This is a genomic window from Chromobacterium sp. CCUG 30098 (genome assembly GCF_059916605.1).
The window spans coordinates 421,255-433,477 of sequence record NZ_JAUCGS010000001.1 but is presented as its reverse complement, the minus strand read 5'-3'; the positions used below and the strand labels follow the sequence as shown (position 1 = coordinate 433,477).

The following is a 12,223-nucleotide window of genomic DNA, read 5'->3' as shown; positions in this document are numbered from 1 at the left end:
CCTTCCCTCAGGTGCGGAAGCGCCTGAGATTGGAGTCCAAATCCACCGACAACTGCTGCAGTTCCTGCGATAGCTGGCTGGCCTGGCCGGAGGCCTTGGCGGTGCTCTCGTTCATCTGCGCCATCTGCTCCACATTGCCCGCCACCAGCTGGCTGGCGTGGCTTTGCTCCTTGATCGCGTTGGCGATGTCGGTGATGCGTTCCACCGAGTGCTGGGACAGCTGATGGATTTCACGCAGCGACTCGGCCACGCTGGAGGTGCTGCTGACGCCGCTCTCGATGCGGGCGTTGGCCTGCTGCATGCTCTGGTAGGCGCGCTGGGTATCGGTCTGCACCCCTTCGATATGGGTGGAAATCTCGGTGGTGGCCTGGCTGGTGCGCTCGGCCAGCTTGCGCACCTCGTCCGCCACCACCGCGAAGCCGCGGCCCATCTCCCCGGCCCGCGCCGCCTCGATCGCCGCGTTCAGCGCCAAGAGATTGGTCTGCTCGGCGATATCGCGGATCACCCGCACGATGTCGCCGATATCGCTGGAACGCTGATTGAGCTGCCCCATCACCGTGGAGGTTTCGGTAATGCCGCTGGCGATCAGCTGGATCTCGCTGGCGGCTTTTTCCGCCAGGCCGTTGCCGCGATCCGCCTGCGCCATGGTCTGGCGCGCCTGGCCCTCCACGTCGCGGGTATTGTCCGCCACCAGATTGATGCTGACCGACATCTGCTCGATCGCCGCCGCGCCGCTGGCGGCGGATTCCGCCTGATTGGCCGCGGCGCCGGACACCTGGGAGCTGACGTCCGCCATCTGGCCCGAGGCGCTGGCCAGTTGCGTGGCGTGGCCCTGGGCTTCCTGCACCAGCCGGCGCACGGTGCCGACCAGCGAGGCCAGCGATTCGCCGACGCTGCCCAGCTCATTGCGGCCGAAGTCCGGCAGTTCCAGGTTCAGATCGCAGGTTTGCGCCAGTTGCTGCGCGGAATCCCGCATCTGCAGCAAGGGCACGCGGATGGAGCGGATGATGTACCAGGACACCACCAGGCTGGCCAGCAGGCCGACCGCCACCGTGGCCAGCAACTGGCTGCGCACCGCGTCCGCGGAGGCGTCGATCTGGCCGCGCAGCCCCGCCACCGCGTCGGAAGCGCCCTTGGCCAGTTTGGCCGAGACCTCTTCCATCTGGTGGATGCTGCCCTTGTACTGGCCAAACGCCTTGTTGGCGTCGCTGGTGCTGGCCAGTTCCTGCTTGTCCACCTTGGCGCCCACCGTCTTGAAGCCGTCGGCGTAGCTGTTGAGCAGTCCGTCCAGCGTCGTCAGCTGCTGGGCGGCGTCGCCGTTCAGCGGATGGGTGCCGGCGCTCTTGATCGCCGCGTGCGCGCCGTCCAGCGTCTTGCTCCATTTCCCGCTGTACTCGCTCCGCTTGGCGGCGTCGCCCAGATTGATGAAATAGTCCTTCTCGAAACGCCGCAGATTGCCCATATGCTGCTGCAACTCCACCACGTCGCGGTAAAAGGCCAGTTCATGAGTGCTGACATCCTCCACCCGGCTGGAAATGCTGCCCAACCCCATGAAGGCCAGCAAGCTGGTCACCGCCAGCGCCACCAGCAACAAGGCGAAACCCAGGGTGATCCGGGCCGCAATCGTCATATTCCGCATTTACACACTCCCCAACCAAACTATGTTTTTTTTGGATTCCCGCCGATTCAAGTCCGCGGTTTCGCCGCGATGGTAAACCAAGCCGTTCACGGTTTTCACCGCATGACTCCGGCAAGTTTCACACTCTGCGCCCGGCATGCGCGGCGGACGCAAAAAAAGCCGTCAGCATGAGCTGACGGCTTCCTTTTGGCTGCGCGCGAGGTCTACTGCGGCTGACGCGACAACTTGAAGGTTCTGGCAAAGCCCAATACACAGACGAAGAATAGTCCGCTTAAGAAGATTTCGCCCCATGCAAGTTGTTGCGACAGGCCGCGATCCGCCCAACCGCGCATCACGCCCTCGGTGAAATAAGCCAGGATGAACATGCTGGCCCATTGATAGGTGTACAGGCGCTGGGCCAGGATGCCGCGCAGCGGCAGCAGCAGCACCGCCGCCTTGAGCGCCAGCAGCGAGCCGCCCGGACGCAGCGGCGCCAGCCACAGCTCCCAGGCCAGGCACAGCAGGATCAGGGCGATCAGCGACGCCGACGCGCCGTAATGCCAGGCGTTTCGATTCATGAACCATCCTCCAGCAAAGGGCGCTCCTTCTTGCGGCCCAGGAACACCGCCAACAGAATGCCCGCCTCGTACAACAGCCACAGCGGCACCGCCAGCAGGGTTTGCGACAGCACGTCCGGCGGCGTGACGACGGCGGCCACCACGAAGGCGCCGACGATCACGTAAGGCCGGCCCTGGCGCAGTTTTTCCACCGACACCACGCCCATGCGCACCAGCAGGATCACCACCACCGGCACCTCGAAGGTGACGCCGAAGGCCATGAACATGCCGAGCACGAAGGACAGGTATTTATCGATGTCGGTCATCATGCTGACCCCGACCGGCGTCACCGCCGACATGAAGCCGAACACCACGGGGAAGACCAGGAAGTAGGCGAAAGCCATGCCGGTGAGGAACAGCAACAGGCTGGCCACCACCAGGGGCAGCACCAGCCGTTTCTCATGGTGGTAGAGCCCGGGCGCGACAAAGGCCCAGATCTGGTACAGGGTATTGGGCAGCGAGATCAGGAAGGCCACCAGCATGGTCACCTTGACCGGTACGAAGAACGGCGCGGTGACGTCGGTGGCGATCATGTTCGCCCCCTTAGGCAACGCGTCCAGCAGCGGCTTGGCCAGCAGATGGTAGATGTCCCCGGACCAATGGAACAGGCCGAGAAACACCAGCGCGACGCCGAGCAGCGCCCGTACCAGACGGGTGCGCAACTCGATCAGATGCGCGAGCAAGGGTTGTTCATTCATGCGCGGGATGTCCAATGGATTCAGGAACGGCCGGAGCGGGCGCCAGTCCCGCCCGGCCGGGTGCGGCCAAGCTCAACGCGGCGATGGCGGATCGGCCGGCTGGGGAGCCGGCGCCGCCGGCGGCAAGTCGTCGAACAGGTCCAGCTGGTTCTCGTCCTTGACCGGCGCCGCCTCGGCCTGCGCCTCGACGTCGGCCGGAAGCGGGTCCAGCAGATCCGGCTGCAGGCCGCCGTGGATGAGATTGGCCGCCTCTTCCACCGGCGCGCGCGCCTCGTCCGCCAGGGAACGCAGTTCGGCGCTGTTCTGCTCCATCGCCTCGCGCACGCCCCGCACTTCGGAGTCGAGCTGGCCTTTGAACGACTGCGCCGCGTCCTCGATGTCCTGCCGCAATTCGTTCAGGCCGGTCAGATTGGCCTGCTGCTGGATGTCGGACTTCACCGTGGCCACGAAACGCTGGGCGCGGCCCACCAGCGCGCCCAGGGTGCGCGCCACCGTGGGCAGGCGCTCCGGCCCCAAGACCACCAGGGCCACCACGCCTATCAACAGGATTTCGCCAAAGCTGATTTCAAACACGCTTGAGCCGCGCCTTATTTCTTGTCGGCGTCGCCGTCGATGATGCGGCCGGTTTCAGCCGGCTTGTCCTTGGCGGCCTTGTCGTTCTCGCCGTTCATGCCTTCCTTGAAGCCTTTGACCGCGCCGCCCAGATCTTCACCGATATTGCGCAGTTTCTTGGTGCCGAACACCAGCACCACGATCAGCAATACCACCAGCCAGTGCCAGATGCTGAAAGAACCCATGATTCACTTCCTTATCAAATCGAATTAGTACGCGGAGGCCGCCCGGCCTCCCGCTTCGGGCCCGCGGGCCGATCAGTTATTCTTGTGGCCGAACACATGCACGTGCAGGTGGAACACTTCCTGCCCGCCGCCGCGGCCGGTGTTGATGCCGGTCTTGAAGCCGCCCTCCAGGCCCTGCTCGCGCGCCAGCTTGGGCGCCAGGGTCAGCATCTTGCCCAGCACCGCCTCGTGCTCGGGGCCGCAATGGGCCAGCGAATCCACGTGCAGCTTGGGAATCAGCATGAAATGCACGGGAGCGATCGGACGGATGTCGTGGAAGGCCAGCACATCGTCGTCTTCGTAGATTTTATTGGCCGGAATCTGCCCGGCCACGATTTTGCAGAAGATGCAGTCTGTCATTATTGTCGGCTCTCGCTCAATCTTAAGGGGTGGGGGCGCGGGAGGCCTTTTCATCCAGGCCGGAAATACCCTCGCGCCGCTTCAACTCCATCAGCACGTCCTCGGGCCGCAGGCCATGATAGGTCAGCAACACCATGCTGTGGAACCACAGGTCGGCCACTTCGCGCACCAGATGCAGCTTGTCCTTGTCCTTGGAGGCCATCAGCGTTTCCGCCGCCTCCTCCGCCACTTTCTTCAGAATGGCGTCCTCGCCCTTGTGAAACAGGGACGCCACATAGGAAGACTGGGAACTGGCCTCGCGCCGCGCTTCCAGCGTGTCCGCGATGGTTTTCAGCACATCCTGGCTCATGTCGCTATTCCTTTACGCCGCAACCCCGGCAAGTATATGTCGTTCCGATGGCAAAACGATAACAATCGCCTTGCCGGCTGCCATTCTAACGGCCAGCCGCCGCAAGGCGTTGACCGCGCGCAAGTCAGGCCTTGCCGTAGATGGCGCCCGGGTCCTTCAAGACCGCGTCCACCACTTCCCAATCTTGCCGCGCCGGATCGAAGCGGCGGTAGAAGCAGCTTTCGCGGCCGGTATGGCAGGCGATGCCGCCGGCCTGCTCGATCTGCATCACCACCACGTCGCCGTCGCAGTCCAGCCGCAACTCCTTGACGCTTTGCAGGTGGCCGGAATCCTCGCCCTTCTTCCACAGCTTGCCGCGCGAGCGGCTCCAGTAATGGGCGACGCCGGTTTCGGCGGTCAGGGCCAGGCTGTCGCGATTCATCCACGCCACCATCAGCACCCGGCCGCTGGCGGCGTCCTGGGCGATGGCGGCGACCAGGCCCTTGTCGTCCCATTTGACTTCATCCAACCAATTCATGGCTCACCTTTAGAAGGCCGCGCGCCTTGGCTATGAGTGGCGGCGCAGCAAATGATTCAGCGCGGCGCCCGCTTCGCCTCAAATTAAGACGCCGGCAAGAGTGTCGATCGGAAAGCGCTCACAGCCGCACTTCGATGCCGGCGTCCCGCATCGCCTGCTTGGCCTCCGCCACCGTGTGCTCGCCGAAATGGAAAATACTGGCGGCCAGCACCGCGTCGGCCTTGCCCAGTTTGACCCCGTCCACCAGGTGCTGCAGCGTGCCCACGCCGCCGGAGGCGATCACCGGAATGTCCACCGCTTCCGACACCGCGCGCGTCAGCTCCAGATTGAAGCCTATCTTGGTGCCGTCGCGGTCCATACTGGTCAGCAGGATTTCGCCCGCCCCCAGTTGCTGCATCTGACGCGCCCACGCCACCGCGTCGATGCCGGTGCGCGTGCGGCCGCCGTGGGTGAACACCTCCCAGCGGTCGTTCTCCGGCGTCACCGCCTTGGCGTCCACCGCCACGACGACGCACTGGCTGCCGAAGCGATCGGCCGCCTCGCTCACCAGCTGCGGCCGGGTCACCGCCGCGGTATTGATGCTGACCTTGTCCGCGCCGGCGCTGAGCAGGCGGCGGATGTCCGCCACTTCCCGCACGCCGCCGCCCACGGTCAGCGGAATGAACACCTGCTCCGCCACCGATTCGATCACGTGCAGAATGATGTCGCGCTGGTCCGAGCTGGCGGTGATATCGAGAAAGGTCAGTTCGTCCGCGCCCTGCTCGTTATAGCGGCGGGCGATTTCCACCGGGTCGCCGGCGTCGCGCAGACCCAGGAAGTTGACGCCTTTGACGACGCGACCGGCGGTCACGTCCAGACAGGGGATGATGCGTTTGGCAAGCATATGGGGTCCGGCAAACGGCCAACCGGCCCGAACAGTGCGTACGGGCCGGCATGGCTTGATAAGTCGAGAACAGGCTCTCAGTCCGACAATTCGTCGGCCAGCGTCTGCGCGGCGGCGAAATCGATGCCGCCCTCGTAGATGGCGCGGCCGGTGATCGCGCCTTCGACGCCCTCGTCCTTCACCGCGCACAAGGCGCGGATGTCGTCGAGATTGCTCAGGCCGCCGGAGGCGATCACCGGGATGGTCAGCGCCTGCGCCAGCTTGACGGTGGCGTCGATGTTGACGCCGTTCATCATGCCGTCGCGGCCGATGTCGGTGTAGATCACCGAATTGACGCCGTAGTCCTGGAAGCGTTTGGCCAGATCGATCACCTTGTGGTTGGTGACCTTGGCCCAGCCGTCTATCGCCACCATGCCGTCCTTGGCGTCCAGGCCGACGATGACCTGGCCGGGGAAGGCGTCGCAGGCATCGTGCAGGAAGCCCGGGGTCTTGACCGCGGCGGTGCCGATGATCACGTAGGCCAGGCCCATGTCCAGGTACTTCTCTATGGTGTCCAGATCACGGATGCCGCCGCCCAATTGCACGGGGATTTCATTGCCGACTTCGCCCAGAATATCGCGGATCACCGCCAGATTCTTGGGCTTGCCGGCGAAGGCGCCGTTGAGGTCGACCAGATGCAGGCGGCGAGCGCCCTGATCGCGCCAATGGGCGGCGACTTGCACGGGGTCGTCGGAGAAAACGGTGGCATCGTCCATCACGCCCTGTTTCAGGCGTACGCATTGACCGTCTTTCAGGTCTATCGCGGGTATGAGCAGCATGGTGCTAAATCAAACGTGAGTTAAACACTGCCATCCCAGGCCAGGAAGTTCTTCATCATCTGAAGGCCGGCCCGGTGGCTCTTTTCGGTGTGGAACTGGCTTGCGAAAATGTTCTCACGACCGACAATACAGGAAAACCGCTCAGGGTATTCACTTTCCGCCAACGTCAGGCCCGCATCGGCCGGCGCAAAGTGGTAACTATGCACAAAATAGAAACGCTCGCCGTCGGCGATGCCGGCGAACAAGGGATGGACCCGCGTCTGGAACACCTGGTTCCAGCCCATGTGCGGCACTTTCAAACGCTCGCCCTCGGCGTCGCGCAGCCCGGCGGCAAAACGCGCCACCTTGCCGGGGAACAGGCCCAGGCCTTGAGTCGGCCCCTCCTCGCTTTCCTCGAACAATAGCTGCGCGCCGACGCAGATGCCAAAAAACGGCTTGTTCTTGGTGCTTTCCCTTATCGCCTCGGCCAGCCCGTGCTGGTTCAGCTCGCGCATGCAGTCCGGCATCGCGCCCTGTCCGGGGAAGATCACCTTGTCCGCCTTGAGCACGGCTTCCGGCTCGCTGGTGAGGAAGATGTCCGCGCCGATGTCGTTGACGGCCTGCGCCGACTTGAGCACCGAATGCAGATTGCCCATGCCGTAATCCACTACTGCAACTTTAATCGCCATCCTGCAAGCTCGCTTCGGGGTGTGGCGGCGCTCCGGCCAAATGCGGCCGGAGCCCTGAAAAAACGGCGCGGCCGACTTATGCGGTCAGCGTGCCCTTGGTGGACGGCGTCTGTCCGGCCATGCGCTCGTCCGCCTCACAGGCCATGCGCAAGGCGCGACCGAAGGCCTTGAAGATGGTCTCGGCCTGATGATGGCTGTTGACGCCGCGCAGATTGTCTATGTGCAGCGTGACCATGCTGTGATTGACGAAGCCGTGGAAGAACTCGGAAAACAGGTCGACGTCGAACTGGCCGATGCTGGCGCGGGTGTATTCGACCTGGTATACCAGGCCCGGACGGCCGGACAGGTCGATCACCACCCGGCTCAGCGCCTCGTCCAGCGGCACGTAGGCGTGGCCGTAGCGGCGGATGCCCTTCTTGTCGCCTATCGCCTTGGCGAAGGCCTGGCCCAGGGTGATGCCGATGTCTTCCACCGTGTGGTGGGCGTCGATATGCAGATCGCCGTGGGCGACCACGTCCAGATCGATCAGGCCGTGGCGGGCGATCTGGTCCATCATGTGGTCGAGAAAGGGCACGCCGGTTTCAAAGCGGCCTACGCCGGCGCCGTCCAGATTCAGGCTGACGGTGATCTGGGTTTCCAGGGTATTGCGGGTAACGGTTGCGGTTCTCATGGCTCAGGCGAAGTAAGCGTCCAGGGCCGCCAACATGGCGTCGTTTTCCTGCGGCGCGCCCACAGTCAGGCGCAGGCATCGCTCCAGCAAGGGGTGGCTGCCGTGCAGTTGCTTGATCAGGATGCCGCTGGCCTTGAAATGCTGGTACAAGGCCAGCGCGTCCGGCACCCGGATGGTGATGAAATTGGCTTCCGACGGGAAGGCTTCGATGGCGGCGTGGCGCGCCAGCCCGGCGGCCAGCCGGCCGCGTTCCTCGCACAGTTCCGCGGCCTGGCGGTTGAACACCTCGATATGGCGCAGCGAGAAGCGCGCGGCGGCCTGGGTCAGCACATTGACGTTGTACGGCGGGCGCACCTTGTCCAGTTCCCGGATCCAGTCGGCGGGGCCGGCGGCGTAACCCAGGCGGATGCCGGCCAGGCCCAGCTTGGACAGCGTGCGCATCACGATCAGATTGTCGCGCAGGCCGGCCAGGTTCATGAAGCTGTCGCTGGCGAAAGCCTGATAGGCCTCGTCCACCACCACAAGGCCGGGCGCGGCCTCGCAGATCGCTTCCACCTCGGCGCGGGCGAAGCGCGGGCCGGTCGGGTTGTTGGGGTAGGACACGAACACCACCGCCGGCTGATGCTCGGCGATGGCCGCCAGCGTCGCCGGCAGGTCCAGGCTGAAATCGGAACGCAGCGGCACGCCGACATAGTCCAGGCCGGAGAACAGCGCGTTCATCTTGTACATCACGAAGGACGGCTCCAGCGCCAGCAACTTGGCGCCGGGACGGGCCAGCGCCTGCGCCACCAGGGTGATCAGCTCGTCGGAGCCGTTGCCCAGCAGCACTTCGGCCGGCTCCGGGATGGAAAACGCCTGCTTCAGCTGGGCTTTCAGCGTGCCGCCGGACGGGTCCGGATAACGGTTGACGGCGACGTCGGCCAGCGTCCGCGCCAGTTCCTGGCGCAGCTCGGCCGGCAGCGGCCACGGATTCTCCATGGCGTCCAGCTTGATGTAGCCGTCGGCGGAGGCTACCGGGTAGGCGCTGATGGCGGCGATCTCATCGCGCACCAGCTGTCGGACGGACTTTTTCATGACTTCGCAATCGGCCTGGCGGCCAACAAAAGCCCCGCGGGCGGAGCCGTATTATCGGAAAAGACGAAAAGCTATAGTAGCGTGTTCATTCGCTTTCAGCTACTCGACCCAATTCGCCCGTTCCCGCAGCCGCGCCGGCAGCTCTATGCGGTCTCGCGCCAGGCCTTCGCGGCTGAAAACATAGCGGCCTTCCGACGGCGTCACCGGGAACAGGCTGGCCACCGGCTTGCCGTGGAACAACACTTGCTCGGCCAGCTTGGCCGCCTCGCGGCCCTGCTCGTAGCCGGACAGCACCAGGCCGCCGGCGGCCTTGTCCTTGCCCACGGCGAAATCCCAGAACGCGAACAGCGGCAGCTTGGCGTGGGCGGCGGTCCAACGCAGCACTTCATCGCCGGGCACCACCTTGCCGCCGGCGTCGCGCAGGGTGAAGTAAAGGCCGACCCAGACCGCCTGATAGCGGCCGGCGGCGCCCAGCACCCGCCGCTGCCAGTCCGCATAGGAGCCGGTCAAGGCCAGGTCGACGTGGATATTGGCCAGCAGCATGGTGTCGCGGCCGACGAAGGTCTCGTCGCGGATGATGCGCGAGGTGAGATCGTCGTCGAACAGCACCAGCGCGCTGCGCAGGCCTTTGACGGTTTTGCCCAATTCGAAGACGCTGCGCAGAATCAACGGCCGCTCCAGCACGCCGCTGACGCCCGACGCCGCGCCCGGGAAGTAATTGCGCGGATTGTTGTTGATGCCCAGATAGATCACCGGGACGCCCCGCTGGGCCAGCTTGCTGCCCACTCTTTGCAAGGCGGCGTCGTCGCCGACGATGACGAGCTCAGGTTTTATTTTCGCCGCCATCGCCAGCGCCTCGTCGGCGCGCGCCTGATGCTGGGCCGGCGGCAGACGCTTGGTGTCCATCGCGTAATAGCTCAGCTGCGCGCGCTTGCCCAGACGCTCCTGCAGGGCGCGGCGGTAATCCTGATCCCAGGGGTAGTCGCTGTGATAGCTCTCCACCACCAGCACCCGCGGTTGCGCCCCTGCCGCCGCGGACAAGAAAAAGGCCAGACAGAGTCCGGCCATGATGCGTTTCAGCCCAGCCATCGCCTTCTCCGGTTACCTATCCAGATTAAGCGATGAAGCGGCGTTTCGCCTCCAGCGGCGCTAGGCGTCCAGCCTCAGCTCCGCCGCACGCGCATGCGCGCTCAGGCCTTCGCCGTGGGCCAGCAGGCTGGCGACCTGGCCCAGCGTCTGCGCACCGGCCTGGGACACCCGAATCAGGCTGCTGCGCTTCTGGAAGTCGTACACGCCCAGCGGGCTGGCGAAACGCGCGGTGCGGCTGGTGGGCAGCACGTGGTTGGGGCCGGCGCAATAATCGCCCAGGCTCTCCGAAGTGAAACGGCCCATGAAGATGGCGCCGGCGTGACGGATCAACGGCAACAGCTCGTCCGGATGGGCCACCGACAGTTCCAGATGCTCGGGCGCGATGTAGTTGGCGATCTCACAGGCTTGCGCCAGATCGCCGACCTGGATCAGCGCGCCGCGATTGCCGAGGCTGGCCTCGATGATGGCGCGGCGCGGCATCTGCGGCAGCAGTCTGGCGATGCTGGCCTCGACCTGGGCGATATAGTCCGCCGACGGGCACAGCAGGATGGCCTGGGCGATTTCGTCGTGCTCGGCCTGGCTGAACAAATCCATGGCCACCCAGTCCGGCGGGGTGTCGCCGTCGCAGATCACCAGGATTTCGGACGGGCCGGCCACCATGTCGATGCCCACCACGCCGAAGACCCGGCGCTTGGCCGCGGCGACGTAGGCGTTGCCCGGGCCGGTGATCTTGTCGACCTGGGGCACGGTCTCGGTGCCGTAGGCCAAGGCCGCCACCGCCTGGGCGCCGCCGCAGGTGAACACCTTGTCCACGCCGGCGATGTAGGCGGCGGCCAGCACCAGATCGTTGCGCTCGCCGTCCGGCGTCGGCACCACCATGATGATTTCGCCGACGCCGGCCACCTTGGCCGGCATCGCATTCATCAACACCGAGCTGGGATAGGCGGCCTTGCCGCCCGGCACGTAGATGCCGACGCGGTCCAGCGGCGTCACCTGCTGGCCCAGCAAGGTGCCGTCCTCGTCCTGATAACTCCAGGAATGCGCCAGTTGCTTCTCGTGATAGCGGCGCACCCGTTCCGCCGCGGTGCTCAGCGCGTGGCGCACCGGATCGCTCAGCCGGTGGAAGGCGGCTTCCAGTTGCTCGCGCGACAGCGTCAGATCGGCCATCGAGACCGCGCGCATGCGGTCGAAGCGGTTGGTGTAGTCGATCACCGCGGCGTCGCCGCGCGCCTTGACGTCGTCGCAGATGGCGGCGACGGCGGCGTCGACGGCCGGGTCCTGCGCGGTTTCAAAGGCCAACAGCGCCTGCAGGCGGGCGGTGAAATCGGCTTGGGAAGAGGACAGTTTCAGCATGGAGCGGACCTCAGGCCGGCACGGCGCCGGCGAATGCGTCCAGCACCGGCTGGATCACGTCGTGTTTGAGCTTGAGCGCGGCCTGGTTGACCACCAGCCGCGAACTGATGTCGACGATGTGTTCGACCGCGACCAGATCGTTGGCGCGCAGCGTGCCGCCGGTGGAGACCAGGTCCACGATGGCGTCGGCCAGGCCGACCAGCGGCGCCAGCTCCATCGAACCGTAGAGCTTGATGATGTCCACATGCACGCCCTTGCGGGCGAAATGCTCGCGCGCGATCTGCGGATACTTGGTGGCGATCTTCAGGCGCGCGCCGCAGCGCACCGCGGCCTCGTAGTCGAAGCCGTTCTGCACCGCCACCATCATATTGCATTTGGCGATATTGAGATCCAGCGGCTGGTACAGGCCGGCGCCGCCGTGCTCGATCAGCACGTCGCGGCCGGCGATGCCCAGATCGGCGGCGCCGTACTGGACATAGGTCGGCACGTCGGACGCGCGCACGATCACCAGCCGCACGCCCGGATGGTTGGTGCCGATGATCAGTTTGCGTGAGGCTTCCGGGTCCTCCGCCGGCAAAATGCCGGCGGCGGCCAGCAGGGGCAGGGTCTCTTCAAAGATGCGCCCTTTGGACAGGGCAATAGTCAGCTTCATGATGTCTTGCGGCAAGGATGA

Annotated in this window: 16 protein-coding genes; all 16 read right to left on the bottom strand. The window is 65.1% G+C overall.

The genetic code is table 11. The annotated features are described in order from the left end of the window. Positions 1 to 7: 7 nt before the first annotated feature. The 16 genes from QUG03_RS02105 to hisG all read right to left on the bottom strand — a co-directional run bounded on the left by QUG03_RS02105 (position 8) and on the right by hisG (position 12,202). Positions 8 to 1,639 (bottom strand): methyl-accepting chemotaxis protein, encoded by a 1,632-nt coding sequence (locus tag QUG03_RS02105; RefSeq protein WP_107800979.1) that lies wholly within the window; start codon positions 1,637 to 1,639, stop codon positions 8 to 10. A gap of 203 nt (positions 1,640 to 1,842) precedes the next feature. Beyond that, on the bottom strand, positions 1,843 to 2,196 hold the full coding sequence (locus tag QUG03_RS02100) for a DUF2069 domain-containing protein (protein ID WP_107800980.1): 354 nt from the start codon (positions 2,194 to 2,196) through the stop codon (positions 1,843 to 1,845). Then, positions 2,193 to 2,933 carry a twin-arginine translocase subunit TatC gene (tatC, locus tag QUG03_RS02095; protein WP_107802034.1) on the bottom strand — a complete coding sequence of 247 codons (741 nt, stop codon included), beginning with the start codon at positions 2,931 to 2,933 and terminating at the stop codon, positions 2,193 to 2,195. Before tatC ends, QUG03_RS02100 begins: the two co-directional genes overlap by 4 nt. 72 nt (positions 2,934 to 3,005) lie before the next feature. Further along, positions 3,006 to 3,506: a Sec-independent protein translocase protein TatB gene (gene tatB, locus QUG03_RS02090; protein WP_107800981.1), complete on the bottom strand. Its 501-nt coding sequence runs from the start codon at positions 3,504 to 3,506 to the stop codon at positions 3,006 to 3,008. 14 nt (positions 3,507 to 3,520) lie between these two features. Then, complete coding sequence (gene tatA / locus QUG03_RS02085; RefSeq protein ID WP_043589548.1) at positions 3,521 to 3,730, bottom strand: Sec-independent protein translocase subunit TatA; 210 nt, start codon at positions 3,728 to 3,730, stop codon at positions 3,521 to 3,523. Between the two features lie 72 nt (positions 3,731 to 3,802). Next, a complete protein-coding gene (locus QUG03_RS02080) occupies positions 3,803 to 4,129 on the bottom strand; it encodes a histidine triad nucleotide-binding protein (RefSeq protein WP_107800982.1) in 327 nt (108 codons plus the stop codon). A gap of 22 nt (positions 4,130 to 4,151) precedes the next feature. Next, entirely contained in the window at positions 4,152 to 4,478 is a 327-nt protein-coding gene (locus QUG03_RS02075; RefSeq protein ID WP_043589545.1) for a phosphoribosyl-ATP diphosphatase, read from the bottom strand. A 124-nt stretch (positions 4,479 to 4,602) separates the two neighbouring features. Then, positions 4,603 to 4,995: a phosphoribosyl-AMP cyclohydrolase gene (gene hisI, locus QUG03_RS02070; protein WP_107800983.1), complete on the bottom strand. Its 393-nt coding sequence runs from the start codon at positions 4,993 to 4,995 to the stop codon at positions 4,603 to 4,605. A 118-nt stretch (positions 4,996 to 5,113) separates the two neighbouring features. Next, positions 5,114 to 5,878 carry an imidazole glycerol phosphate synthase subunit HisF gene (gene hisF, locus QUG03_RS02065; RefSeq protein ID WP_019103912.1) on the bottom strand — a complete coding sequence of 255 codons (765 nt, stop codon included), beginning with the start codon at positions 5,876 to 5,878 and terminating at the stop codon, positions 5,114 to 5,116. Between the two features lie 77 nt (positions 5,879 to 5,955). After that, entirely contained in the window at positions 5,956 to 6,696 is a 741-nt protein-coding gene (gene hisA / locus QUG03_RS02060; RefSeq protein ID WP_107800984.1) for a 1-(5-phosphoribosyl)-5-[(5-phosphoribosylamino)methylideneamino]imidazole-4-carboxamide isomerase, read from the bottom strand. 20 nt (positions 6,697 to 6,716) lie between these two features. Further along, positions 6,717 to 7,358: an imidazole glycerol phosphate synthase subunit HisH gene (gene hisH / locus QUG03_RS02055; RefSeq protein ID WP_107802036.1), complete on the bottom strand. Its 642-nt coding sequence runs from the start codon at positions 7,356 to 7,358 to the stop codon at positions 6,717 to 6,719. Positions 7,359 to 7,440: 82 nt separating this feature from the next. Beyond that, positions 7,441 to 8,034 carry an imidazoleglycerol-phosphate dehydratase HisB gene (hisB, locus tag QUG03_RS02050; protein ID WP_107800985.1) on the bottom strand — a complete coding sequence of 198 codons (594 nt, stop codon included), beginning with the start codon at positions 8,032 to 8,034 and terminating at the stop codon, positions 7,441 to 7,443. 3 nt (positions 8,035 to 8,037) lie between these two features. Beyond that, positions 8,038 to 9,108 (bottom strand): histidinol-phosphate transaminase, encoded by a 1,071-nt coding sequence (gene hisC, locus QUG03_RS02045; RefSeq protein WP_107800986.1) that lies wholly within the window; start codon positions 9,106 to 9,108, stop codon positions 8,038 to 8,040. 99 nt (positions 9,109 to 9,207) lie between these two features. Then, the gene (locus QUG03_RS02040) at positions 9,208 to 10,197 is read right to left on the bottom strand and encodes an ABC transporter substrate-binding protein (protein ID WP_235085897.1); all 990 of its coding nucleotides are present in this window, start codon (positions 10,195 to 10,197) and stop codon (positions 9,208 to 9,210) included. Positions 10,198 to 10,257: 60 nt separating this feature from the next. Next, positions 10,258 to 11,550 carry a histidinol dehydrogenase gene (gene hisD / locus QUG03_RS02035; RefSeq protein ID WP_107800988.1) on the bottom strand — a complete coding sequence of 431 codons (1,293 nt, stop codon included), beginning with the start codon at positions 11,548 to 11,550 and terminating at the stop codon, positions 10,258 to 10,260. Positions 11,551 to 11,560: 10 nt separating this feature from the next. After that, positions 11,561 to 12,202: an ATP phosphoribosyltransferase gene (gene hisG, locus QUG03_RS02030; protein ID WP_500819242.1), complete on the bottom strand. Its 642-nt coding sequence runs from the start codon at positions 12,200 to 12,202 to the stop codon at positions 11,561 to 11,563. Positions 12,203 to 12,223: the final 21 nt, after the last annotated feature.